This window comes from Waltera acetigignens (assembly GCF_025567015.1).
Lineage (GTDB): Bacteria > Bacillota > Clostridia > Lachnospirales > Lachnospiraceae > Acetatifactor > Acetatifactor acetigignens.
This window is the reverse complement of sequence record NZ_JAOQJO010000013.1, coordinates 2431-25005: the sequence shown is the minus strand read 5'-3', so window position 1 is coordinate 25005 and position 22575 is coordinate 2431. Positions and strand designations below refer to the sequence as shown.

30 protein-coding genes and 2 pseudogenes are annotated in these 22575 nt (G+C 40.7%); 26 read left to right on the top strand and 6 right to left on the bottom strand.

Going from position 1 to position 22575, the window contains the following annotated elements:
* Window positions 1-16 precede the first annotated feature (16 nt).
* Genes OCV96_RS12515 through OCV96_RS12495 form a run of 5 tightly spaced genes read left to right on the top strand, consistent with a single transcriptional unit; the run spans window position 17 to window position 4170 of the window.
* Window positions 17-901, top strand: a complete 885-nt coding sequence (locus tag OCV96_RS12515) for a branched-chain amino acid ABC transporter permease (RefSeq protein ID WP_117465667.1) — start codon at window positions 17-19, stop codon at window positions 899-901.
* 21 nt (window positions 902-922) lie between these two features.
* Complete coding sequence (locus OCV96_RS12510; RefSeq protein WP_022312522.1) at window positions 923-1999, top strand: branched-chain amino acid ABC transporter permease; 1077 nt, start codon at window positions 923-925, stop codon at window positions 1997-1999.
* Window positions 2000-2001: 2 nt separating this feature from the next.
* Window positions 2002-2760: an ABC transporter ATP-binding protein gene (locus OCV96_RS12505; RefSeq protein ID WP_022312523.1), complete on the top strand. Its 759-nt coding sequence runs from the start codon at window positions 2002-2004 to the stop codon at window positions 2758-2760.
* A gap of 13 nt (window positions 2761-2773) precedes the next feature.
* Entirely contained in the window at window positions 2774-3484 is a 711-nt protein-coding gene (locus OCV96_RS12500; RefSeq protein WP_117465669.1) for an ABC transporter ATP-binding protein, read from the top strand.
* A 59-nt stretch (window positions 3485-3543) separates the two neighbouring features.
* Window positions 3544-4170 (top strand): cytidylate kinase family protein, encoded by a 627-nt coding sequence (locus OCV96_RS12495; protein WP_227063266.1) that lies wholly within the window; start codon window positions 3544-3546, stop codon window positions 4168-4170.
* Between the two features lie 55 nt (window positions 4171-4225).
* Here the strand turns inward: OCV96_RS12495 and lexA are convergent, their stop codons facing one another.
* Both lexA and OCV96_RS12485 read right to left on the bottom strand, forming a co-directional pair.
* A complete protein-coding gene (lexA, locus tag OCV96_RS12490; protein WP_227063218.1) occupies window positions 4226-4843 on the bottom strand; it encodes a transcriptional repressor LexA in 618 nt (205 codons plus the stop codon).
* Between the two features lie 296 nt (window positions 4844-5139).
* Window positions 5140-5787 (bottom strand): annotated as a pseudogene (locus OCV96_RS12485) (transposase); the annotation flags it as partial.
* A 350-nt stretch (window positions 5788-6137) separates the two neighbouring features.
* Here OCV96_RS12485 and OCV96_RS12480 point away from each other — a divergent pair.
* From OCV96_RS12480 to OCV96_RS12470, 3 genes are all read left to right on the top strand, one after another.
* On the top strand, window positions 6138-7520 hold the full coding sequence (locus OCV96_RS12480) for a hypothetical protein (RefSeq protein WP_227063216.1): 1383 nt from the start codon (window positions 6138-6140) through the stop codon (window positions 7518-7520).
* Between the two features lie 441 nt (window positions 7521-7961).
* Window positions 7962-8990 carry a hypothetical protein gene (locus OCV96_RS12475; RefSeq protein ID WP_227063214.1) on the top strand — a complete coding sequence of 343 codons (1029 nt, stop codon included), beginning with the start codon at window positions 7962-7964 and terminating at the stop codon, window positions 8988-8990.
* Window positions 8991-9063: 73 nt separating this feature from the next.
* Window positions 9064-9297 carry a hypothetical protein gene (locus tag OCV96_RS12470; RefSeq protein WP_227733118.1) on the top strand — a complete coding sequence of 78 codons (234 nt, stop codon included), beginning with the start codon at window positions 9064-9066 and terminating at the stop codon, window positions 9295-9297.
* 95 nt (window positions 9298-9392) lie between these two features.
* On the opposite strand, the gene OCV96_RS12465 is transcribed toward OCV96_RS12470, so the two are convergent.
* Window positions 9393-9806: a transposase gene (locus OCV96_RS12465; RefSeq protein ID WP_262594664.1), complete on the bottom strand. Its 414-nt coding sequence runs from the start codon at window positions 9804-9806 to the stop codon at window positions 9393-9395.
* A 152-nt stretch (window positions 9807-9958) separates the two neighbouring features.
* Here OCV96_RS12465 and OCV96_RS12460 point away from each other — a divergent pair, with 152 nt between their 5' ends.
* The 10 genes from OCV96_RS12460 to OCV96_RS12415 all read left to right on the top strand — a co-directional run bounded on the left by OCV96_RS12460 (window position 9959) and on the right by OCV96_RS12415 (window position 16289).
* Window positions 9959-10231, top strand: a complete 273-nt coding sequence (locus OCV96_RS12460; RefSeq protein ID WP_227063211.1) for a hypothetical protein — start codon at window positions 9959-9961, stop codon at window positions 10229-10231.
* A gap of 38 nt (window positions 10232-10269) precedes the next feature.
* The gene (locus OCV96_RS12455) at window positions 10270-11673 is read left to right on the top strand and encodes a hypothetical protein (protein WP_227063210.1); all 1404 of its coding nucleotides are present in this window, start codon (window positions 10270-10272) and stop codon (window positions 11671-11673) included.
* A complete protein-coding gene (locus tag OCV96_RS12450) occupies window positions 11654-12601 on the top strand; it encodes a hypothetical protein (protein ID WP_262594663.1) in 948 nt (315 codons plus the stop codon). The genes OCV96_RS12455 and OCV96_RS12450 overlap by 20 nt, the downstream gene beginning before the upstream one ends.
* 96 nt (window positions 12602-12697) lie before the next feature.
* Window positions 12698-12946, top strand: coding sequence for a hypothetical protein (locus tag OCV96_RS12445; RefSeq protein WP_227063206.1), 249 nt, complete (start codon window positions 12698-12700; stop codon window positions 12944-12946).
* 53 nt (window positions 12947-12999) lie between these two features.
* Window positions 13000-13341 carry a hypothetical protein gene (locus tag OCV96_RS12440; RefSeq protein ID WP_227063202.1) on the top strand — a complete coding sequence of 114 codons (342 nt, stop codon included), beginning with the start codon at window positions 13000-13002 and terminating at the stop codon, window positions 13339-13341.
* Window positions 13342-13380: 39 nt separating this feature from the next.
* The gene (locus OCV96_RS12435) at window positions 13381-13830 is read left to right on the top strand and encodes a hypothetical protein (protein WP_227063200.1); all 450 of its coding nucleotides are present in this window, start codon (window positions 13381-13383) and stop codon (window positions 13828-13830) included.
* A gap of 42 nt (window positions 13831-13872) precedes the next feature.
* Window positions 13873-14589 (top strand): hypothetical protein, encoded by a 717-nt coding sequence (locus OCV96_RS12430; RefSeq protein WP_006859528.1) that lies wholly within the window; start codon window positions 13873-13875, stop codon window positions 14587-14589.
* 33 nt (window positions 14590-14622) lie between these two features.
* Entirely contained in the window at window positions 14623-15240 is a 618-nt protein-coding gene (locus OCV96_RS12425) for a hypothetical protein (RefSeq protein ID WP_227733116.1), read from the top strand.
* A gap of 51 nt (window positions 15241-15291) precedes the next feature.
* Entirely contained in the window at window positions 15292-15885 is a 594-nt protein-coding gene (locus OCV96_RS12420; RefSeq protein WP_227063195.1) for a hypothetical protein, read from the top strand.
* Between the two features lie 17 nt (window positions 15886-15902).
* On the top strand, window positions 15903-16289 hold the full coding sequence (locus OCV96_RS12415; RefSeq protein WP_227063194.1) for a hypothetical protein: 387 nt from the start codon (window positions 15903-15905) through the stop codon (window positions 16287-16289).
* A gap of 411 nt (window positions 16290-16700) precedes the next feature.
* On the opposite strand, the gene OCV96_RS12410 is transcribed toward OCV96_RS12415, so the two are convergent.
* The gene (locus tag OCV96_RS12410; RefSeq protein ID WP_227063192.1) at window positions 16701-17045 is read right to left on the bottom strand and encodes a helix-turn-helix domain-containing protein; all 345 of its coding nucleotides are present in this window, start codon (window positions 17043-17045) and stop codon (window positions 16701-16703) included.
* A 263-nt stretch (window positions 17046-17308) separates the two neighbouring features.
* Here OCV96_RS12410 and OCV96_RS12405 point away from each other — a divergent pair, with 263 nt between their 5' ends.
* The 7 genes from OCV96_RS12405 (at window position 17309) to OCV96_RS12375 (ending at window position 20976) form a co-directional block, all read left to right on the top strand.
* Window positions 17309-17851 carry a hypothetical protein gene (locus tag OCV96_RS12405; protein ID WP_119623702.1) on the top strand — a complete coding sequence of 181 codons (543 nt, stop codon included), beginning with the start codon at window positions 17309-17311 and terminating at the stop codon, window positions 17849-17851.
* A complete protein-coding gene (locus tag OCV96_RS12400; RefSeq protein WP_227063190.1) occupies window positions 17848-18444 on the top strand; it encodes a hypothetical protein in 597 nt (198 codons plus the stop codon). The genes OCV96_RS12405 and OCV96_RS12400 overlap by 4 nt, the downstream gene beginning before the upstream one ends.
* A 34-nt stretch (window positions 18445-18478) precedes the next feature.
* Complete coding sequence (locus OCV96_RS12395; protein WP_227063189.1) at window positions 18479-18643, top strand: hypothetical protein; 165 nt, start codon at window positions 18479-18481, stop codon at window positions 18641-18643.
* Window positions 18644-18926: 283 nt separating this feature from the next.
* Window positions 18927-19754, top strand: a complete 828-nt coding sequence (locus OCV96_RS12390) for a DUF4163 domain-containing protein (protein ID WP_227063187.1) — start codon at window positions 18927-18929, stop codon at window positions 19752-19754.
* 49 nt (window positions 19755-19803) lie between these two features.
* Window positions 19804-20022 (top strand): hypothetical protein, encoded by a 219-nt coding sequence (locus OCV96_RS12385; protein ID WP_227063184.1) that lies wholly within the window; start codon window positions 19804-19806, stop codon window positions 20020-20022.
* Window positions 20023-20247: 225 nt separating this feature from the next.
* Complete coding sequence (locus tag OCV96_RS12380; protein ID WP_227063182.1) at window positions 20248-20625, top strand: hypothetical protein; 378 nt, start codon at window positions 20248-20250, stop codon at window positions 20623-20625.
* Window positions 20626-20628: 3 nt separating this feature from the next.
* Window positions 20629-20976, top strand: coding sequence for a hypothetical protein (locus tag OCV96_RS12375; RefSeq protein ID WP_227063178.1), 348 nt, complete (start codon window positions 20629-20631; stop codon window positions 20974-20976).
* A gap of 48 nt (window positions 20977-21024) precedes the next feature.
* On the opposite strand, the pseudogene OCV96_RS19725 reads toward OCV96_RS12375, so the two are convergent.
* Window positions 21025-21360, bottom strand: a pseudogene (locus OCV96_RS19725) (transposase); the annotation flags it as partial.
* Between the two features lie 55 nt (window positions 21361-21415).
* Complete coding sequence (locus OCV96_RS19720) at window positions 21416-21700, bottom strand: transposase (protein WP_425609811.1); 285 nt, start codon at window positions 21698-21700, stop codon at window positions 21416-21418.
* Between the two features lie 465 nt (window positions 21701-22165).
* Between OCV96_RS19720 and OCV96_RS12365 the strand changes: the two genes are divergently transcribed.
* Window positions 22166-22561, top strand: a complete 396-nt coding sequence (locus OCV96_RS12365) for a LysM peptidoglycan-binding domain-containing protein (protein ID WP_227063176.1) — start codon at window positions 22166-22168, stop codon at window positions 22559-22561.
* Window positions 22562-22575: the final 14 nt, after the last annotated feature.

Below are 22575 nucleotides of genomic sequence, written 5' to 3'. Positions count from 1 at the left end.
AATGGAGGTAGTTCACATGAGTTTTATCAGTTATCTGATCAACGGTATCAGCCTTGGAAGTGTCTATGCGCTGATCGCACTTGGCTATACCATGGTATATGGTATTGCCAAAATGCTGAATTTCGCACATGGTGATGTCATTATGGTCGGTGCATTTATTACTTATACAATGTGCAGTACCATGGGACTTTCTCCTGTAATCGGTGTTCTGGCAGCTGTTATCGCCTGCACCCTGTTGGGAATGGCTATTGAAAAAGTAGCATACAAGCCTTTAAGAAAGGCTTCTTCTCCGTTAGCGGTTCTGATCACCGCAATCGGTGTCAGCTATCTGCTGCAGAATGTAGCTCTTTTGATCTTTGGTGCAAATGCCAAGGCATTTACTTCTGTAGTATCCGTTCCGGCTGTGAAGCTGGCAGACGGACAGATCAATATTACCGGAGAGACGATCGTTACGATTGTTACCTGTCTGATCATTATGGCAGGTCTGATGCTTTTTATCAACAAGACCAAAGCAGGACAGGCAATGTTAGCAGTATCCGAGGATAAGGGGGCTGCACAGTTGATGGGTATCAATGTGGACGGAACCATTGCACTGACTTTTGCCATCGGATCCGGACTGGCCGCTGTAGCGGGAGTTCTGTTATGTTCCGCATATCCTTCCCTGACACCGTACACCGGTTCCATGCCCGGTATTAAAGCTTTCGTGGCGGCTGTATTTGGCGGAATCGGATCCATTCCAGGTGCTCTGGTTGGTGGTATATTGTTGGGGATTATCGAAATCTTTGGTAAAGCCTATATTTCTTCCCAGATGGCTGATGCTATTGTATTTGCAGTTTTGATCGTTGTGCTTCTGGTAAAACCTGCCGGACTGTTTGGCAAGAATATTCAGGAAAAAGTATAAGGGAAGAGGCAGGTGCATAATATGAAGAAATTATCGAATAAGAAAATAAATAAAACCTTCCGGGATAATCTTATTACTTACGGAATGGTGATTGCAGCTTATGTCATCATGCAGATTCTGGTGTCTGCCGGCAGTGTGAGCAGCTTGATCCAGGGACTATTGGTTCCGCTGTGTACTTATGCAATTCTGGCGGTATCTCTGAACCTTACCGTAGGTATTCTGGGAGAACTGAGCCTTGGACATGCAGGATTTATGTGTATCGGAGCATTCACCAGCGCCTTTTTCTCCAAAGTCATGGAGAATAGCGCAATGCCTTCCGGACTTCGCTTTTTCTTTGCTATTATGATCGGTGCATTTTTTGCAGGTGTGTTCGGACTGCTGATCGGTATCCCCGTACTTCGTTTGAAGGGTGACTATCTGGCAATCGTAACACTGGCTTTTGGCGAAATCATTAAGAATCTGGTAAATATTATGTTTGTAGGCCGGGATGAGAATGGATTCCATATCTCCTTTACCAATACCATGGATCTGAACATGTCAGAGGACGGAGACGTTATTATCAAAGGTGCACAGGGTATCACCGGAACCCCTCATGATTCCAGCTTTACCATTGGTATTGTGTTATTGCTGATCACATTGTTTATTGTATTGAACCTGATCCATTCCAGAGACGGACGTGCCATCATGGCAATTCGTGACAATACCATTGCGGCGGAATCCGTAGGAATTCATATTACAAAGTATAAACTGATGGCATTCTCCATTTCTGCGGCACTTGCAGGTGTAGCAGGCGTACTGTATGCGCATAATCTGTCCACACTGACGGCATTACCCAAGAACTTTGGATATAACATGTCTATTATGATACTGGTATTCGTTGTACTGGGTGGCATCGGTAATATTCGCGGTTCCATTATTGCTTCTGTAATCCTTACCCTGTTACCGGAGTTACTGCGTGGTCTGAACGATTATCGTATGCTGATCTATTCCATCGTACTGATCGTAATGATGCTGTTCAACTGGGCTCCGAAGTGTATTGAATGGAGAGAAAAAGTGGCAGCCAGATTCAAGAAGTCTGTGAAAAAGGAGGCTGAATAATCATGGCATTATTAGAGGCAAAAAATTTAGGCATTTCTTTCGGCGGACTTCGTGCGGTAGATGATTTCAATATTAAGATTGAAAAAGGTTCCCTGTACGGACTGATCGGTCCCAACGGTGCAGGTAAGACCACCGTATTCAACCTTTTGACAGGTGTATATAAGCCCACAGAGGGTATTATTACGCTGGATGGAAAGGATGTTACCGGTAAAAAGACCATCGAAATCAATCAGGCAGGAATTGCAAGAACCTTCCAGAATATTCGACTGTTCAAGGATCTGTCTGTGATAGACAATGTAAAAGTAGGTCTGCATAATCATATGAGCTACAGCACGGTTACCGGTATTTTACGTCTGCCGAAATATTATAAAGTAGAAAAGCAGATGACGGAGGAGGCCATGGAGCTTCTGAAGGTATTCGGATTGGAAGAGGAAGCGGAAACACTGGCGGACAATCTTCCCTATGGTAAGCAGAGAAAGTTGGAGATTGCGAGAGCACTGGCTACCAAGCCCAAGCTCCTTCTGTTAGATGAGCCTGCTGCAGGTATGAACCCTAACGAGACGCTGGAACTGATGGAGACCATCCGTTTTGTCAGAGAGCATTTTGATATGACGATCCTTCTGATCGAGCATGATATGAAACTGGTAGGCGGAATCTGTGAGGAACTTACGGTTCTGAACTTTGGCCGTGTCCTGTGTCAGGGCAAGACCAGTGATGTGCTGAACAATCCGGAAGTCATCAAGGCTTATCTGGGTGAATAGGAGGACAACAGCTATGGCAATGTTAGAAGTAAATGATATTAAAGTATATTACGGCATGATACAGGCCATAAAGGGTGTGTCCTTTCACGTAGATGAGGGAGAGGTCATTGCACTGATCGGAGCCAACGGCGCCGGTAAGACAACGATCCTGCACACCGTATCCGGTCTGCTGACACCGAAGGAAGGAACCATTACTTTTGAAGGTCAGGATCTGGTCAAGATTCCCGGACATAAGATCGTATCCATGGGTATGGCGCATGTTCCGGAGGGAAGACGTGTTTTCGCACAGCTTTCCGTATTACAGAATCTGATGATGGGTGCTTACACCAGAAAAGATAAAGAAGAGATCGCACAGACTCTGGAGACCGTATTTGACCGCTTTCCCCGTTTGAAGGAACGTCAGAATCAGATGGCGGGTACCTTGAGTGGTGGTGAGCAGCAGATGCTGGCCATGGGTAGAGCATTAATGTCTCATCCCAAGATTATTTTAATGGATGAGCCGTCCATGGGACTGTCCCCTATTTTTGTAAATGAGATTTTTGATATTATCCAGGAAGTAAGCAAGAGCGGTACTACAGTTCTGCTGGTAGAGCAGAATGCGAAGAAGGCATTGTCCATCGCAGACAGAGCTTATGTATTGGAGACCGGTAAGATTGTTCTGGAAGGCAAGGCAAGCGACCTTCTGAATAATGATTCCATTAAGAAGGCATATCTGGGTGAATAACTCTTGATTTAAGTCACTGCGGGTGGAAGCAGCAGAGACAGAAAGGTATGGTGATCGAAATGAATAATGTAGTCATTACCATTGCAAGACAGTATGGAAGCGGCGGGCGAACCATCGGTGAGATGTTGGCGAAGAAGCTGAATGTTCATTACTATGACAAGGAGCTGATGAAGCTGGCAAGTGATGACAGTGGCATCAATGAAGCGCTGTTCGTAAATGCAGATGAAAAAGTGAAGAGCACGAAGCTGTTCCATATTGCGAAAAAGGAGTATCACGGGGAACTGATTCCTCCGGAAAGTGATGATTTTACCTCCACGGACAATCTGTTTAACTATCAGGCGAAGATCATCCGGGATCTGGCAAAGGAGGAATCCTGTGTCATTATCGGACGGTGTGCGGATTATGTGTTGAAGGATTATCCGAATGTCCTCAGCGTATTTATTCATGCCCCGAAGGAATATTGTCTGGAAGGCGCAGCGAAGAAGCATAGCATGAGCCCGAAGGAATTGGAGCGCTTTATCAATAAGACGGATAAGCACCGTGCGGAGTACTATAAGTATCATACTGGACGGGAATGGACAGATGCAAGAAATTACGATCTGTGTCTGGACAGCTCCAAGCTGGGATATGAAAGATGCGTGGATGAGATCATTTCTTATATGAAAGTAAGATTCCCGGAGGACTAAATGTAAAATATAGTTAAAAACAGCCTGCAGCAAATCATGCTGCAGGCTGTTTTGCTTATCTGTAAAAGCGGAATACGCCGAACACGGTGCCAAGGATCTGGCAATTATCTACTATGATGGGATCCATGGTGTCGTTCTCCGGCTGGAGACGGATATGTCCCTTCTCCTTATAGAAAGTCTTGACGGTAGCGGAATCATCGATCAGGGCCACAACGATCTCACCGTTATTCGCTGTGTTCTGGACATGAACGAAGACACGGTCACCGTTGAAAATACCGGCATTGATCATGGACTCTCCGCGGACATTCAGAATGAAGGATTCTCCCTTGGGTACTACATCGGCGGGAACAGGGAAGTAGTCCTGAACGTTCTCTTCGGCCAGAATAGGCTGCCCGGCAGCAACATTACCGATCACGGGGAGGCTGACCATCTCGGTACGCACCATCTGGAAGTTGTCGTCGCAGATCTCAATGGCACGGGGCTTGGTCGGGTCTCTGCGGATGTAGCCGTTCTTCTCCAGAGTCTCTAAATGAGAATGCACGGAAGAAGTAGACTTTAGATTCACTGTCTCACAGATCTCACGAACGGTAGGGGGATAGCCTCTCTTCAAAATCTCATCTTTGATATAATCTAATATTTCCTGCTGCTTGGCAGTAATCTTTCCATAGCCCATAAATGACCTCCGTAAAACATCTGTTCTTACTGATTTATATAACGATTATAGCATAGCAAAAAGTAAAAAGCAAACATATATTCCAAAAATATGTTCGATTTTTAACTTGACGGGTCTTCGACACTTGCTCAACCCTAAAATCCCTACAAGCCGTAGAAATGCGGTATTTTTTGTCAAATTTTCTTAAATTATATGTTGTGTTTTGTGTTATAATGAAGTATGAAGATTTGGTATGACAGAAAATCCAAGGATCCAACCTACTTCATACAGATGGGGATTCGCAATGGAAAGAAAACATTCTCCTTCAGCCAGATCACATAGCTTGTGCCGTTTTCCTCACACTGATTATAAAGATCAGGCGTAGAAAAACCGCTATCACCACGAAGCAGAATAGGGATTTCCGGATAGTCATGCAGATATTCACCCAGTACCGGCTGCAAAAAATCAACTACTCCGGTGCAGGAATACTGTGTTCCATCACACAGCTGGATTTTTATCAGATCCCCGGTCATTCCATCATAACAGACAAGTGGATGATAACCATTGCTCTGATAGTGAAAGTTAAAGGCTCTGCCTTCCTGTCTGCCGTATGCATCAAGAAGAGTGGAATCCAGATCCAGAATAACAGCCTGTGGCATCTGAATACTGTAAATTTTCCTCCGAAGTACTCTGGCAATCGCAAGGAACTGGTTTAAAGTGTCTTCATCCATACGGTTAAAGAATCTTGATACCGTAGGCTGTGATGCAAGCGCATCTTTTTCAAGTACAGACTTGAATACAGGAGCATTGGTTTTAAACGCTTTTTCTAAAAGCGTATCAATACCAAGTTTGCTTATGAATTCTTTGATAAGAAGCAAGCCTGCATCGGATGAGAGATCTCCTCCATCAAAATTTATTTTAATCTGTCTATTGCTTTCTAAGGCTAAGGTGTTTACAATACTCATAAAAGGTTCCTTTGTTTGGGATAGTTAAGACTTTGAACACCTTAATTTTACCACAAATGGATGCTCTTTTTTCATTCACTTGATAGGTGAAAAGCAATATTCAGCGAAAATACAGTAACTATGTGGCTTTCAGCCACTTTCACGGCTGTGCCGTGAATAATATAGGATTATTTATATAAAAAGAAATGTTCATAAGGTCGGGATGGAGACCGAAAACCCATTCCCATTGCAGAATAAACTGTGAAAAATTAGTAGATGGATGACTGCGAGGTCATCCTTCTACTTTACTATATGGAAGTTTAATGGAAGAATAAATAGTTATAAAAGCGTAATGGAAAGAAGAAGGAAAAATGATAGAAGCACTCTGGGATTTCTTTGGATTGTATAAGGCGGGTTCTGATTATTTACCGGGCTTTTGGCTCACGATGCTACTTCTTTATCTGAATGCAGGTCTGTATCTTGCTGACCTGTACCATCTGGTGAAACGTAAGTCAAAAGCGGAAACAGTCAGTCTGATGGCGATACCGGGAATCTTTGCGATACTTTTGGTGTCGGTGGCATCGTTTTTCACACATGTGCCGAATCTTCTGAGAGAAACTTCACGGGCAAAATGTCTGAGTCTGCTTATAACGACAATGTTGCCGGAAACGAACCTTGCGCTGCTTCTTGTTGTGTTTCTTTATCCGGTTCTATGGGGAATCGGGTTCTGGCGTCAGCGGAAGCACGAGCATGGCAGCTGCAAACGCTGGGCGCTGTCCTGTATTCCGGATTATATTGCATGGATTATACTGGTGTGTGGTATAGGCTATCACCTGATTTTCGGGAAAAATATCCTGCATAGTGTTCTGGAAAATGCAAAGGACGGAGATTTGCTGGCTCTTTATGGCTCATCCCACGGAATAGGGTTATACATATGGATGTATGGGACTTATATACTTGTGTGTAAGGAAGTGGTGCTGCTTGTCGGTCTTTTGTCTGAGCTTTTGCTTATGCGGATTCCGCTTCGCTATCGCAGTGGAAAAAATGCTGTTACCTTTGTCAGCTTTTATTATCTGTTTTGCCAGAATGCCGTTTTTCGGGGTACCTTTCTGATGGAAGCCGCGCTGGTGATTCCCCTTTGCGGAGTGATGCTCAGGGAAGCGGCGTCGCCTTTCAGCGATAATGCATCGATTATGCTATACGCAGCCTTTTTGCTGCTGACAGGAGCAGTGTTTGTCGTTCTTATTGTCATTCATCCAATCATGCGGACACTTTCCTGCTTTGATGCCTGGGGACAGCGTAAGCAAATCAGAGAGCTTTTCTGTACGGAATATTTTCTTATGCAGCCGGTTTTCAGGAACAGATTGTTCACGGTCACTTATCATTTTATCATTGATGAACAGGACGCAGCCGGTGTGTACTATCTTCCGCTTCTCACAGACATCAGCGGATGGACTTACTCGAAAAATAAGAATGGAAGATGGAAAAGGATCACCTTTGCAGATGGCAGGACGCTTGAGGTGTCGGAGCAGGAGGCAGAGGCGGCAAAGGAAATGCTTTCTTATGCGTCAAACCGGCTCTGTGCTCAGAAGGAAACCGGAGGAAATCGGAGCAATATAAACAATATGCCGGGAACAGAGGAAACATGGAACCCGGTCATAAATCCGGCGAAAACGACATACCAGAAACTGGTTAAAGTATTTATGTGTATGTTGATTATTCTTTTCATGATGAGTTATCAGATATTGAAATAATGTCTGAAAAATGACTATATTTTCGTTGCTATCAATCTGAATACTTTCAGTCAGCTTCGTTCAACAGATTCCAAATGTCCGATATTGTGAAGTTTGGTGAAAATATCAGTATTATTCAAAAGAGAGCAACTTTTGAAAAAATATCAATATTAGAGGTGTATTACCGATGGCAGGCATCAGGAGGAAGAAAGTGCGCCGTTAGTTGCCGCATTTTTTCCGGGCTGCCTGTGGGAACGCTGAATGTTGCGCGCATCATAATCCGACTTTCCACCGCGAACCTTTTGTCAGGGATGCAGGGGGAAAGCTTCTGACGCTTCTGAAATGCCTTTGCAGAGGATGCTCAGAGGTGCCGCATGGCGGGTATGAATGAACATTTGTCGAAGCCGCTGGAAATGGACAAGGTTGTTTCCGTTATTGCGAAATACAGGGGGTAAAGGGAAGATGGAGAAACTGTTGTTTACGCTTATACTGGTTCTGGCTGTCGGTATCATTTATTTGATAACGGGCAGAAACCGGCGGCAGATAAATAAAATCCCGGAGGGAATGGCAATATTATGTCAGCCGCCGGGGAAAAGGTATGTCGTATATGCGCTGGGAGTGCTGGCAGTTGTTTTTGTGGGAATTTTCAGCATCCTTTACATAATGGACGGAGCCCCCAGGGAGGCGAGGGGGATGTGGAGCCTGTGTGTGGCAATGGCAATTCTGCTTTTAATAGTTACCATATTTGCGGGAAATATCATGGCGAGGGAATGTATTTATTTTAATGGAGATACAATACAGATAGAAAAAGCCTTTCAGAAGCCCCGGACAGTCAGATGGCAGGAAATCCGGAAAATAGACGGCAGCTTTGATAATATGGTTAATTTATATCTTTCGGATGGAACAAAAATCCTCACAGTGGGTATCGGCATGGTGAATTATGAGCTATTCTGTGACGTACTCAGGAAGAAACGCCCTGAAACGGTTGCCGTGTATTACCGCTCTCAGGTCTACGAAAGTCCGCAGAAGCGGATTCTGCGATACGGGACGGAGTACTATATTCTGGCAGGATTGGGAATTTTAATCCTGCTGGAATATCTGGCAATGCTGTTGCTTTCGGGGGAGGAAAATCCATTGCGGGGTTTTTCACAGAGTGAGCCTTCGGAATGGTTTTCCCTGTTGTTTGCGCCGATTTACGGTGTGGCATGTTTGATTTTTCTGTTTATCATGTGTAATACAAGAGTATGGTATTCGGAAGAAAAAATGATGATAAAACATCCTATACGAAAGGAAACGGAGTTATACTGGCGGAACATACAGAGAATCGAAGCAGTTACAGCAGTAAAGCAGGGGAAAAGAACCTGGAAAAAGCTGCGGATTTATACAAAGGAGGGGGTATACAAAATTAGTTTTGCATACCTTACCCATGGAAAAGACGATTTTATGGCGGAAGTTCTGAAAATGGTTGAGAAATATGAAATTATAAATTGAAATTCTTTATGACTGTTTTGACGAGTTTAAATTAGTAGTGAAATGTTCACCACCTGGATATTATCAGGAATTTTTGGAGGGTCTGGTAAAAATTGATGCAGAGGCTACCAGAAGATTTTTGGTAAATCTCGGAAGTGAGTCTTACAGGACGGGACGAATCAATGACGAATTTATCCATGTGGTCTGCAGTGGCTTTTATGCGGGATTGTTTGAAGTAGTAGTTCATGATATGCCGAGAGAGGCAGCAGAAGGATATATCAGGGAGCTGCGTTCCTTTTATAATAACGGCTGGAAAGAGTATTTCTAGGAAAAAGCGTTCAGATGCATCGATTATCAACCGATAATTTGTGAACACAGGAATCATAAATTGTCGGTTTTTTTATGAGATATGGTTAGTTAAAACTAACAAAAGGAGGACAGATATGGATACAAAGAAACAAAATCCGGTTGCTGTCTGCCGTATGCATCAAGAAGAGTGGAATCCAGATCCAGAATAACAGCCTGTGGCATCTGAACACTGTAAATTTTCCTCCGAAGTACTCTGGCAATCGCAAGGAACTGGTTTAAAGTGTCTTTATCCATACGATTAAAGAATCTTGATACCGTAGGCTGTGATGCAAGCGCATCTTTTTCAAGTACAGACTTGAATACAGGATCATTGGTTTTAAACGCTTTTTCTAAAAGCGTATCAATACCAAGTTTGCTTATGAATTCTTTGATAAGAAGCAAGCCTGCATCGGATGAGAGATCTCCTCCATAAAAATTTATTTTAATCTGTCTATTGCTTTCTAAGGCTAAGGTGTTTACAATACTCATAAAGGGCTCCTTTGTTTGGGATTGTTAAGACTTTGAACACCTTAATTTTACCACAAATGGATGCTCTTTTTTCATTCACTTGATAGGTGAAAATCAATATTCAGCTAAAATACAGTAACTATGTGGCTTTCAGCCACTTTCACGGCTGTGCCGTGAATAATATAGGATTAATTAACTTACAAGAGACAAATGAAGTAGATATAACAGAACATCCAGAGATTCTGCAATATGCATTTGGAATGAATAAATTGAATGCACAAACTTTATTAAAATGGCAATACCAAACGCAGGACAAGGATTTAAAACCGGATTTTATGCCAGAGAGAATGGATGGATATTGTGATATCATGGAATTTAAGATGCCGCATTTGGATGGCAAATGTATTGTGGGTACAAATGAGAGAATATGTCTGATTATGTTGTGATAGATATTATTGTATATGAGAGAGGAATGTAGGTTATTGTGAAAAGAAAGATTGTGAATATGGGGACGATAGGAATAGTAGTTATAATTCTGCTGGTTGGTGTCTTAAATTATAAACAGGTGGCAGAAACCGAAATGAAAAAGATTGAAACAGAGGAAAACAGCGTAAGAGAAAACAAAACAAATTATACAAACGAACAGGACAGCAGCAACATATGTGAGTCAGTAAAGAAAGTTGATTTTTCGTCAAAAGAATATTCGATTAATTGGGAGATTTATACAGATCAGGTGGCACTGGCATATAAAGAGAACTTTTATAGGATCATTACAAATCAGATGCCATTGGAGTATGAAGAAGAAAAGGCTGTCTATTTTCGGGATCATCTACGAGGGATATCTGATTTAGATGACATGGAGTTTATAGAACAATTTGTAAAAGAAACAAGATATCGTTTTATTGATTGTGATGGGGATGGACTTCCAGAATTGCTAATGGACATTGGAATAAATGGTTTCTGCATATTAAAGTATCTTGTGGAAGAACAAAAAGTGGAAGTTTATCACTGGCTGAACGAATATGAAGCACTTCTTGGTTCGAATCAGATAGGATACTGTAATTCTACGAGTGCAAATAATACCCGATATGGATATAAAACATTGAATAGGGCAGGAGAAGTGGAGAATGAAATTTATTTTACTGCTTATTATGGCGAGACTGGAATAGAATATGAAATTTATATATTCGGAGATGAAAGTATGAGCGGGCATCTGAATCAGGAACAATGGGATGAAGTGACAAAAGACTTTTTTACAATGCTTGATTGCCCTGTTACTATGGTAACGTATGAGGAGGCTTTTGGAAAAAATTTTACTGGAACAGAAGCGCTGCATGGGAATACTGATGAGGCAATGAGGGCATATGATGAGTTTTTGTCAGGAGAGAGAGCGTTGGAAAATTCTGGTGGAAGTACGATAGCAAATATGGATGATGGAAGTATGAAGTATCTGACGTGTGACATAAATGGAGATCATATACCGGAGTTACATATTCAGACATCGGGAGATTATTATATTCTTGCATATCAAAATAATGTGCTGTTTGTCTTGTTTCATGAACAGGTGGAAGAAACATTAAAATGTTATGGTGTTTGCAAAAATGGCGAGATTGTGTATAAATATACAAAAGAAAATAAAGAAAGCTATTCCTTTTATAAATTTGAGTTTTCTGGAAATGCGTTTAAAACAATTGCATTTTACAGGAATGATAGTAATGGAAATGGTGTATATGATGAGAATGATGAGTATGAATGTAATGAAACTATTTGCACGTTTGAGGAGTGGACTAGCAGTGCAGAAGGATATTTCAGTATCGATAAAAATGGAGATGTGCAGATTTTGCATATGATGGAATGGAAAGATTACAATGAATCAAAGAAAAGGTAGGAAACCAATGAATCAAAGAAAAGGTGGGAAACAGTATGTTTGTGGAGCGGGTATTGTGATCATAAGTTTAATTGCTTTTTATGCAGTCTTAAGCGGTACGGAGAATAAACGGATTTTACAAGTGAAGAACGAGATATACACTTTTGAAATGACAGAGGAAGAAGCGGCAAAGGCTGTTTTTGATTACATATATTCAGATTGTGACTATGATTATGACGCAAAGGTTATTTCTACTATGCAGCAGGGAGAAATGGTATATTTATACCAAACGCAGGAAAAAAGTGACTTGCAGTATGAAATGTTACAGAGCAAAGATAGGACAGAAGATGGGCAATATTATGTCTTTGCACACGATACACGTTATGTAACAGATGCCCTTTCGCAGGGATTCTATGATGAATATCACACGGATTATGCAGTTAATAGGAAGACAGGCGAAGTTCTTCGGGAGTCTCAATGGATAGAGACTGATGCAGGTTATAAATTGCTTTATAGTGAAGCATATGAAAAGGCGGTTAATCAGTTATATTTTAATGAGGATGTTTCAGATGGAAAGATGCTGGAGGAACAAGCTGCAAGAGCTCTTTTTTATTATATGTATTCGGATGAGGGGGATTATGATTCAATAGTTGTAAGAACATATAAACAGGAACAGTCGGTATATGTATATCAGTTTCCAGAAGATCAGGAGTTTCCTTGTGTAAGAAATTTTTCATGTAGAGGTATGACGGAAGATCAGGAATATTATATTTTTGCAGATTATACAGACTATTATACTCATGGTTATGAACCTGTTTTTACTCATTATCAGTATCTTACAAGTTATGCTGTTAACAGGGAGACGGGCGAAGTGCTTCGGGAACGGGAATGGAGTGATATAGAGTGTGAGTGGTTGTATAATGAAGAGTATAAAAAAGCAGTTAAATAGTGGAAACTATTTATAGGTAATTGCGAAACAAGTTCGCAATTCTGATTGAAAATACGGAAGAAATATAACGGAATTTTTATATAGGGAGAAAGTCTTATGCCGGAAGAAAAGGTACAGAAAAATGGAGATGCCATTATAGCAGGAGATTTTACTTTTGAATTGGAGGGAAATTGCCTTCGAAAGTTTTCGAAAGGAATTTTTAAAAAACAATACCAACATATTGCGTGTGATATGATGGTGAAACACTATGCTTTTTACGAAGAGTTAAGTAAAGTAGGTATTGTAAAAGAAGAGGAGTATGTCACAAGAGAGGCTGTTATTCATTGTGATAAAGTAAAGATGTAAAATTAGATGCTTATGAAGATCATGGAATACTTGCTGAAAACGGGAAACCGCTTATGACATGCAGTGATTGTGAAGTTAATAAGAATATCTATTCATTTGGTACTTGTGAATGTGGTAATATGTATAGTGAGAAACTTCCTCATCCTGGTCCTCGCCGTTATGAATCTTACAAAGAAAGTATAGTTGACCATTCAGATATTTTATTGGATGAGAGGTATGCGGAAGCATGGGAATATAAGGACAATCCATTTATTTATGTATCTATCATAGGACCTATTTATGCAACGGGAAGTGACTATGGCGATACGGCGGCATCTATAATGCACGATTATTTTATGTGGGATGACGAGGAAAATGATTGGGAGGAGTATATCCTATGGAGGGAAGGAAAATAAGTTTTGTGGTACTGGCTATGGCAGGTCTGCTGACAGCATGTGGCAGCCGTGTGTGGGAGTGATGACAGTGAAATTTCCACAGCATTAGCCTTCGGAGAAGCAGAGGAGTGTACGCAGAATGCCAAAACACGGGAAGATACGATTGTTAAAATATCAGACTGCCTTTCGGAACAGATGCCGGAGATTGATGACTGGGCTGCTTATGTAGATCTGAAGAATGATGGACAGGCGTATTTATATCAAACATATGATCTTGAAACAGAGGAAGTATACAAAGATGGGGCGGGAAGTGAATATTTGGGAGAGTATTATTCCGTTCATGTGAGCGAGATGTGGGAGGATCACAGTGTGAGCTGGAGCACGTTTTATGTGAGTGTCAATTTTGATAAGGTTTTATGGAAGGATATGGTAGGACTGGCAGACAGTGAGTTTGAAGTGTATACATTCATTAGAGGAGTGGAGAAATTCGTCGTATTATCCAAGCCTTGATGACTAAACGGCGTTTTGCATAGATCCTGGGAGGAAAATAATATGATAAAAAATTTTCTTTCATCCATTGTAGTAAGCTTGTTTTTGATCCTTCTTGTGATTTTGTGCAGTGAAAATGATAAAGAAGAAAGCAGACATGAGCCTCAAAATACATGGTTTTATATGCCGACACAGAAAGAAGTAGAATATGAAGGATATTTTTATCCATATAGCTATCGGGATATTTGGCAGGATATCAGTTTGCATATAAAAGAACTGAAATCCTTTCAAAATGGCAGCTTATATGCTTTAGAACTGGATCAGCTGAATGTGACAGATCCGTTCGATCAATTCGCGTTGGGGAGAGAATATCTGGGATATTACTATGTTACGTCTGAGGATATTTATTATATGCCGTCAGACACCGGTGGGTATACGGAGGAGAAAAATGAGATCATAATTTCCGGTCTGGAATCAGATGAGGATTTATTTTTAAAAGAGTGGACGATTGTCTGCTGTGAAAACGGAACGGCTGATGTAGTGGATGATGCCGGATATCATGCATTTGTAGAAGCAGATGGAGAAAAAAGGATCTTTCGTTATTATAATGATTATTTTTACGGTTCAAAAGATTATTTATTGATGGTTTGGGAAAAGGGAAAAGGAATTGTTTATTATATGCATGGAAATGGTCAAAAAAACATGCATGTGGAATTTGGAACAGACTTGAAAAAACAGCAGAAAGAAGATTATGGGTATCCATATAAATTGTTTCATTAACTCTGTAAGAAGTACGGGAAGTGTTTGCACAACATGATTATGATGAACGAAGGGCAAAAGAAGCAGAGGTGTTTATCAATGGCTATCAGTAGGATGAGAAGATATGCAAAGGTGATAGCGTTTTTGGCCATATGTACGGTCGGCATATCAGGATGCGGGAGAGAAAGAGGCGCAGCAGAATTACCATTTTTTGGGACATGGTACATTGAAAAGGTGGCGGTCATTTCAGAAATGTATACAGGAACGACCAAAGATGGAGTGGCGGAAGAGGATTTATATGATTCCGAAGATTTTGTCGGATATGAGCTGGAGTATACTGCAGATTATTTCCGGATAGGGGAAAATACATACACGGATCCTGAATACGGTTTGTTTTTTGAAGACATTTTTACTGTGAACGATGGGGGCAGATTTTTGCCACATGTGTGTGATTTTATGGAGGAAGAGGGGATTGACTGGCATGATGATAAATATTACGGTCAAAGAGACGGCATGGAACTGCATTTACTGGTTTATATAGATTTTGAGGAAACGGTGTTTTATGAAACGTATGATTTTATTCCGGTGGGAACACGCTTTACACTTTTGAATGAGGACACTATGCTCGTAGAATTTTGGGGAAAGACGCTTTTGGCGCGGAGAGTTGCGTAACCGTTGTAAAAGCAGTCTAAAATAGGGCTTTTAGGAGGGAGGTATTTATAAATGATTAGGTGCAAAATAAGAAAACACACAAAGGCGGTGGCAGTTCTGATCTTATGTGTAGCCGTATGTATCATTCTTATTGCAGCATTTGGCGGAGAAAGGAAAATTCCGTTTTTTGGGACATGGCGTATTGAAAGAGAGGTAATCATTCCGGAGCTGACTCCGGAATTAACATCGGGAATGCCTTTAGAAGAAGCGATGTTCGTTACCACAGACTTTATCGGATATGAACTGGAGTATACCGGAGAATATTACCGTGAGGGAGAACCAACTTCCCGCTATCCTAATAACCCTGTATTGCAGGAACGGACAACTGAAGACCCACATTACGCCATAAAATATATAACGTTGTCGGAGTTTAATCATTGGGGAATCCTTCAGCCGTATCTCGAACTACTGATTGAGGAGGAAGGAATTAAAATCAATAACATGGAGGATTATGATGAAGAGGAGACATTGCTCTTGCAGGTCAGACACCGGCTATGGGGACATGAGGAGCTGGAGAAAAAATGTACGCTTTTGAACGATGATATGATGCTCATAGAAGATCGGGGGAGGATTTTCTTTGCACGACGGAAAGGGTGGATGCCATGACAGGGGAGAGCAGGTCGATGGAACAAAATGTACTGGAGCGGTCTGGACTTATGAAAGATTTTTTGTCTGAAAAAATAAACGGGTTGAAAAGGGAACGGTTAAAAGAGATCAGAGAAAAATTTGAAAGCAATGTCGGAAATGTGCGAAAGCAGTTTGAGAGTGTTCTAGGGGCGATCACGTCAGAGGCAGAGCAGGAGATTATTGTGATATCTTACCTGCGCGCAAGTTACATCACAGAAACCCATGAGTTTTATGTGGGCGTCTATAAGGGAGAACCTTTTGTAGAAGAAATAAAGCATGGTTTTATTAGTGTCAAACCTTTGCTCGAGTATTTTCAGAAATTCGATATAGTCCTTGCTGTTGTGGGTCTCGCTAACCAGTGGGATGGCCTCTCCGGTCTGTAAGTCGATTCCTGCCAGCAATGACAACGTCTCAAGACGCTTATACTCATAGTCTCTGCTGATCGTACTGTGGCGCTCATCCGGAAGAAGGTCTTCCGAAGTTGTGGCAGTTGCCTGTATTCCAGGCTTCTCATCATAGGAAAGCACATGGACAAATTCTTTGTCTTCTGCCCATGGAATGAGATGCCCATCTTCATCGAACTGCATTGAAAGCTGCTTATACACTAACAAAACATTATGCATCTTGCTGTCAAAATCAGGATCCCGGTTTTCGCAGTAATATTTGATTCGAAAAGGCTTGATTTCAGCTTCGTCCAAAATGCTATGAACTGTGCTTTTGTGAATGGTGGAAAGCCTTGTATAGCCAGCTGCTTCTGCGTTTTTATTGATATGTGACGTTAGCTTGGCATAGGTTCAGGTCTCTGCGGCATAACCAAAATCAATTGGTTTCTGACAGGCGATATTGATGAACCAAGCTTTCTCATCGTCCGTGATTTCGGCATTGCGACCACGGCCTGGTGCGTCAAAGAGAGCGTTTTCCACACCGCCTTCTGCATATTTGTTTAAGCAAAGCATGACGCTCTTACGGTTGATTCCAACTTTATCGGCAATGTCATCAATGGAGCAACCATCTGCTTTCAATAGCAGGATGCGGGCTCGGCTTACAGTCTGAGCCTGAATTGTGCGGGCACGTGTTTGCATTTCGAGGTATTCACGGTCTTCTGCAGTTAAATTGATAATACTTGATTTTCTTCCCATAAGTACAACGCCTCCATCAGTTGATATATGCATTGTACCATGAAAGTTAAATATAGTCCGGTTATTTGAAAGATATTATACTAGTGATGGAGTATATGATCCTAATTTGGTAGATAAGCAACCGGGAATATATTTGTTAATAGTATCGTTAGATGAAGAGGCAAGTGATGAAAAGGAATAAACTAATATTTAATAGTACCATAGCTTTTATTCTGTTAATTACAGTTATCTTGTGCGAGGAATGGTCTAAAAAAAAGAGTGAGATGATAGATCAGACATCGTTTTTCTTTGATTATGGAACTGAGACGGCAGCGTTTGAGGCGGAGTTCGCAAGCACCCCTTTTGGAGAGTATGAACAAGTAAAGATACAAGTGGAACAGGTGGAGCAGTGGGAAAACGGTATTTTGTATACAATGATGATAGAGAGTGATACAGAGGATGACAGCAGATATTTTTACGGCAGGGATAGATTTTTTCTTGGATATTTTTATGTATCGGAAGATAAAATTTACCGAATAGATGAGAATAAGATGGAGGAAGTCAATATAAAAAATGAGGAGGATTTCATCGCAAGAGGGACGGTAGTCTGTCAGGAGATGGGGAAAGAGGATTCACTGAAGGAAGAAAAGGGGTGGCACGAGGAGATTATGGTAGAGGGAACAGTGTGTACCTATCGCAGTTATAATGATCTTACAGAAACAGGATATTATGAGAGGTTTGTTTGGGAAAAGGGGAAAGGTCTGATAGAATATAAGAGTGGATTCGGTGCAGAAAGAGATCGAATTTATCTGTGGAGAGAGACATGAAAAAAGTAGCAAAGAAGGGTTGGTGCATAACAGCCGCAGTGATGGCAGTGTCGGTGATAGTTTGCATATTCTGTTTTGTGAGATGGGAGCGGAAAAGTTCGGATCTCTCCTTTCAGTTTGAGGAAACGACTTATACGTATAAAGATGAATATTACGACGTGGACAAGCTTGTATATCTGCAGATGGTTGGAAGCAGAGATAAGGAAAAGGAAAGAAAAATCAATCAGCTGCTCGAAGATGATAGAAAAAAAGTGATGGAAATGGAACCACCTGATTCTTATCCTGATGATGGGTGGGAATATCGTTTTCATGTAGGAACACATCGATGCGATGTAGAATATGCGGATGAGAAGTTTATAAGCATCAGTTACTCTGGATGGGTAGTGCGTCAGCGGAAAGGACCGTATGGATTACCAACCACAATGATGGCAACGACGATTGACTGTGAGGAGATGAAGGTTCTCGAACTAAAAGATGTTGTATCCGATTTGAATGGTCTGTGTCAAATGCTGATGGAGGATCGATTTAAGCATATCACAGCATGGGATGGAGAACCAGATTTAGATTTCTATAAGGTAAGGCACTACATATAGCCGGGAAGGGGCAGAGCGTGATCTCCTGGAGACTTTGAATGGAAATGACAGAGAGATAGAGTGGTATATAAAAGAGAGGAAGATGTCGTTTTCAGAGAGGTGGAGTGCGTTCTGGGGAGATGAGGTGGACAAAGCTTTGGCAGGAAAGGATTTTGTGATTGTTATTTTAAAGGACAATTACAACGAGTATGCATATTGATATGCGGCAGATACGTGAACTGTTAAAGGAAGACTTTGTAGAAAGCATGCTGCAGGCAGATCAGGGAGAAAGTGAGGAGATGACTCAGACATCATTTTGAACAGGCAAGGATATAAGTGGAATAAGACGATTGAGGCGAATGGAGTAGCAAGTACCTGCCGTAGCTATAATGATTTGATGCAAGAAAGACGGATACCGTCAAGGCCGGATATCCTGCCATAGAAGAAAATACAGAGAGAAAAAGTTAGGAAAGGATTTAAAAATATATGAGAGGTCTTTGATAATGAAGTTAAGACAGAATAGAGAGATTAAGAAAAGTATAAAAATATATAGGAAAGAGGTATTTTGCGGAATAGTTGGTATTTTGCTCATAAGCTTGATTGTTTTTTATACAGTATTAAACAGCATGGAGAATAAGCGAACTTTACAAGTGAAGAATGATGTATACTCTCTTGGAAGGGAAAGAAATGAAACAAATATATACAATATAACGATAAATTATCCACAATTGGAAGATGGTATCGGTTTGAACATAGACATAAATAAAGTGAACTCACTTTTAAAAGATGCTGCATTTTCTGTGTATGCGAAAACATATGTGAAAGCCGTTGCACAGCTGGAAGAGGAAGTTCAAGATGCACATGCCTATGCAGGCGATGTAATTGATTATGATCTTCTGTGGTTGGATAATGATTATATAAGTCTAGTTTTTTCTATAGATTCGTGCGTGGGAGGACCGTCCTATATGCATCAATATCCGGTTACTATTGATATAGAAAAAGGGCAATACATTTACTTTAGTGATTTTGCAGACATTAATGAGGTACTGCAAGCGCTGCAGACGGGAAATTTTGAGGTATATGCAGGAACTTACAGTGAATTTAGTTCCGAAGATGCGCATGCCCCGGATGTAATTAAACAGTTTTCGGAAACGTTTCAAGAACAAGTTAGTGCAAGTACGACAGGAGAAGGTTTTGACCGTTTTAGTAGTCAGAATATAGGGTTAGATCAACAGTATTTATATATTTATTTCCCTTTTGAAAAAGGAATATCTTTTCAGGGATATTATATTTTAGGTATTCCAAAGAATAAATTGGAGAACGAGAATTGAGTGATATGGCGATGATAGAGATATAGAGTGGTACATAAAAGAGAGGGAGATGTCGTTTTCAGAGAGATGGAGTGCATTTTGGGGAGATGATGTGGACAAAGCTTTGGCAGGAAAGGATTTTGTGATTGTAACCTTGCGTGATTACTATTACTACGAGTATGCGATTGATATGCGGCAGATACGTGAACTGTTAAAGGAAGACTTTGTGGAAAGCATGCTGCAGGCAGATCAGGGAGAAAGTGAGGAGATGACTCAGACATCGTTTTGAACAGGCAAGGATACAAGTGGAACAATATGATTGGGGCGGATGGAGCAGCAAGTACCTGCCGTAGCTATAATGATTTGATGCAAGAAAGACGGATACCGTCAAGGGCGGACATTTTGCCATAGAAGAAAATAAAGAGAGAAAAAGTTAGGAAAGGAGGGGAAGTTACGATGCCCATGTGGTCTTTGATACCAGAGTGGTAAATACTCTGTTGGAGATGCTACTTTTATGGACGCTGATGATGCGTTTGTTAGTAATATTAGTCGTAGGACAGATGTGGATACGAATGGTTATTTAGATGTAATTGCACATGGAACACCTAATGGCATACAAATTACTCATAATGGGCAACATATGACAGTTGATCACAGAACGGCTTCTAGATTAATACAAAATTCAGATGGTTATAACGGACAGACAATTAGGTTATGGTCTTGTAATACAGGTGCTTTGGATAATGGATTTGCACAGAATTTGGCAAATAAGCTAAATGTTGAAGTTTATGCACCGACAAATTATTTATGGTCTACACCAAATGGTAATTATTTTGTTGCAGGTATGAATAATAGAGAGACATTTAAATTATTTTCTCCAAGAGGTAATTAGGAAATGATATGTGAAAAATGTAAAGGAAAAATGAATTGGAGTATCGAAGGTGCTACTCAAGGATGGAGATGCCCTATGTGTGGGTGGAATATAATAACAACATACATTGAAGATATTGATAGAGATGAAACGGAATACAGTCTGTATATAAAAAATGTAACAGAAGTTGATGCAGAAAAAATAAAATTTGTTGCAAAAACAGCTAATGTTAATTTTGTTATTGCGAAGCAAATGCTTGAAAAAAGAGAAGCATGTATATTAAAAGCTAAGGCACCTAAGATTAAACTAGTAATTACAAAATTACAAGAATTGGGGATTGATTTTAATGTAAATCCTTCATTCAATTATTGAGAATGTCTTAAAGATAATTTGCAGATTGTAACTAACTAGTAATTAGTTTATTCGATCCACATTCATTGCTATGACTGACAGCGCTATGGAGCTTCTCGTCGTCTCATCCAGCCTGCTGGTAATCAGACCGAGTCCATATTTTTGTTTCGCAAGGGCAAATGCTCTTTCCACTGCAATTCTATCAGCATTGTCTTTGTATTCCGTCTTTCGGTCAGTTACGGCATTTTTCTTTGGCCTTCCCAGAGACGGCCCTGATAAGCGGATTCTGTGCTCCCTGCAATAGGCAAGGTTGTTTCTGTTCCTGTAGATTTTATCTGCCAGAATGCGTTCCGGATAATGACCCGTTCTTTCGAAATACCGCTCAACGGCTGCGATGAGAACATCACTTTCGTTATAAGCATCAAAAGACATCTTTTCTATCCGGGCCATTCTCTTTTCATCAAGGCTGAGATCCATTTTTCTGGATCAGAAGAGAGCCAAGTGCCATACGGAGAGGTTTTTCTGGCATTCCGGTTTTACTCGGAAACAGTTTTGCATACTTTTCCTCAATAGTGTCCCACGGAATCGTTTCCGATTTCTTAACCCAGCGGTTTTCCGGATCCATCTTGAACCCGACGGGCTGATTGAAATTTGCAGGTCCAAGCTGACGATATCGTTCGAATTTATACATGAGTTTTCCCCCAAATGCAAGGTTTTTATAGCAATTTATATATTTTCTCTGCATTCCTTATACTACTCTTGAGTGGAAAACTCAGTATTTTCAAGGGATTTATGCGGATTTTTTGTTATTGAGCAACCATTAAGTAGCGAAGAAGGGGAAGAAGAGAAAAGGCGTTAACGTCTCCTCTTTTACCTGATAACTCTTAATTATCGTTACCATATTAAAAAATGAACCTAGATTATTCACGGATCAGCCGTGAATAATCTAGGTTCATTTTAAAGTGATGTCTCCATACAACATACTCTAAGACATCAAAAGTGGCAGAATCCAAGTAAAATCAATGGATTCTGCCACTATACTTTTCTTTAAGTGTCAAAGATGGGATTATAGCATAGCAAAAAGTAAAAAAGCAAACATATATTCCAAAAATATGTTCGATTTTTAACTTGACAGAAGAATGCATGTTCGATATAATACAAGCAGAAAGAACAAATGTTCCCGAACAGATTTTCTTATGTGAGGTGTGTTATGAGAGTACAGAAGAGTGTATACCATATGACGGACAGAGAGTTAAGATTATATAAGAGACAGTTAAGAAGGAGGATGCAGATGCAGCGCAGGATCCTTACCATGATTGCTACGGTCTGTGTGATTATTTTCTGTGCGGTATCCTATCAGGGAATCCGTTCTCTGGCAAGCTCCGGGGAAGAACAGTTAAAGTTCAAATACTATACTCAGGTGACGCTAGCTTACGGAGAGACCTTATGGGATCTGTCCGAGGATTATATTGATTATGAAGAGTATAAGGATAAGAAGGAATATATAGATGAGGTACAGAGCATCAACCATCTGGCGGAAGAGGACAGCATCCGCACCGGACAGACGTTGATCGTACCTTATTATTCTTATGAGTTTGTGAAGTGATAAGAAAGAGTGTG

Bases quoted from the DNA above. Each gene is read 5' to 3' on its own strand.
- OCV96_RS12475 (WP_227063214.1), top strand. From the start codon at position 7,962: ATGGAGAAACTGTTGTTTACGCTTATACTGGTTCTGGCTGTCGGTATC.
- OCV96_RS12440 (WP_227063202.1), top strand. From the start codon at position 13,000: ATGACATGCAGTGATTGTGAAGTTAATAAGAATATCTATTCATTTGGT.
- OCV96_RS12415 (WP_227063194.1), top strand. From the start codon at position 15,903: ATGGAACAAAATGTACTGGAGCGGTCTGGACTTATGAAAGATTTTTTG.
- OCV96_RS12465 (WP_262594664.1), bottom strand. From the start codon at position 9,806: ATGAGTATTGTAAACACCTTAGCCTTAGAAAGCAATAGACAGATTAAA.
- OCV96_RS12430 (WP_006859528.1), top strand. From the start codon at position 13,873: ATGATAAAAAATTTTCTTTCATCCATTGTAGTAAGCTTGTTTTTGATC.
- OCV96_RS12450 (WP_262594663.1), top strand. From the start codon at position 11,654: ATGAATCAAAGAAAAGGTAGGAAACCAATGAATCAAAGAAAAGGTGGG.
- OCV96_RS12425 (WP_227733116.1), top strand. From the start codon at position 14,623: ATGATTATGATGAACGAAGGGCAAAAGAAGCAGAGGTGTTTATCAATG.
- OCV96_RS12505 (WP_022312523.1), top strand. From the start codon at position 2,002: ATGGCATTATTAGAGGCAAAAAATTTAGGCATTTCTTTCGGCGGACTT.
- OCV96_RS12500 (WP_117465669.1), top strand. From the start codon at position 2,774: ATGGCAATGTTAGAAGTAAATGATATTAAAGTATATTACGGCATGATA.
- OCV96_RS12420 (WP_227063195.1), top strand. From the start codon at position 15,292: ATGATTAGGTGCAAAATAAGAAAACACACAAAGGCGGTGGCAGTTCTG.
- OCV96_RS12375 (WP_227063178.1), top strand. From the start codon at position 20,629: ATGATATGTGAAAAATGTAAAGGAAAAATGAATTGGAGTATCGAAGGT.
- OCV96_RS12410 (WP_227063192.1), bottom strand. From the start codon at position 17,045: ATGGGAAGAAAATCAAGTATTATCAATTTAACTGCAGAAGACCGTGAA.
- OCV96_RS19720 (WP_425609811.1), bottom strand. From the start codon at position 21,700: ATGCAGAGAAAATATATAAATTGCTATAAAAACCTTGCATTTGGGGGA.
- OCV96_RS12385 (WP_227063184.1), top strand. From the start codon at position 19,804: ATGTCGTTTTCAGAGAGATGGAGTGCATTTTGGGGAGATGATGTGGAC.
- OCV96_RS12495 (WP_227063266.1), top strand. From the start codon at position 3,544: ATGAATAATGTAGTCATTACCATTGCAAGACAGTATGGAAGCGGCGGG.
- lexA (WP_227063218.1), bottom strand. From the start codon at position 4,843: ATGGGCTATGGAAAGATTACTGCCAAGCAGCAGGAAATATTAGATTAT.
- OCV96_RS12405 (WP_119623702.1), top strand. From the start codon at position 17,309: ATGATAGATCAGACATCGTTTTTCTTTGATTATGGAACTGAGACGGCA.
- OCV96_RS12480 (WP_227063216.1), top strand. From the start codon at position 6,138: ATGATAGAAGCACTCTGGGATTTCTTTGGATTGTATAAGGCGGGTTCT.
- OCV96_RS12365 (WP_227063176.1), top strand. From the start codon at position 22,166: ATGAGAGTACAGAAGAGTGTATACCATATGACGGACAGAGAGTTAAGA.
- OCV96_RS12400 (WP_227063190.1), top strand. From the start codon at position 17,848: ATGAAAAAAGTAGCAAAGAAGGGTTGGTGCATAACAGCCGCAGTGATG.
- OCV96_RS12380 (WP_227063182.1), top strand. From the start codon at position 20,248: ATGGACGCTGATGATGCGTTTGTTAGTAATATTAGTCGTAGGACAGAT.
- OCV96_RS12445 (WP_227063206.1), top strand. From the start codon at position 12,698: ATGCCGGAAGAAAAGGTACAGAAAAATGGAGATGCCATTATAGCAGGA.
- OCV96_RS12390 (WP_227063187.1), top strand. From the start codon at position 18,927: ATGAAGTTAAGACAGAATAGAGAGATTAAGAAAAGTATAAAAATATAT.
- OCV96_RS12515 (WP_117465667.1), top strand. From the start codon at position 17: ATGAGTTTTATCAGTTATCTGATCAACGGTATCAGCCTTGGAAGTGTC.
- OCV96_RS12510 (WP_022312522.1), top strand. From the start codon at position 923: ATGAAGAAATTATCGAATAAGAAAATAAATAAAACCTTCCGGGATAAT.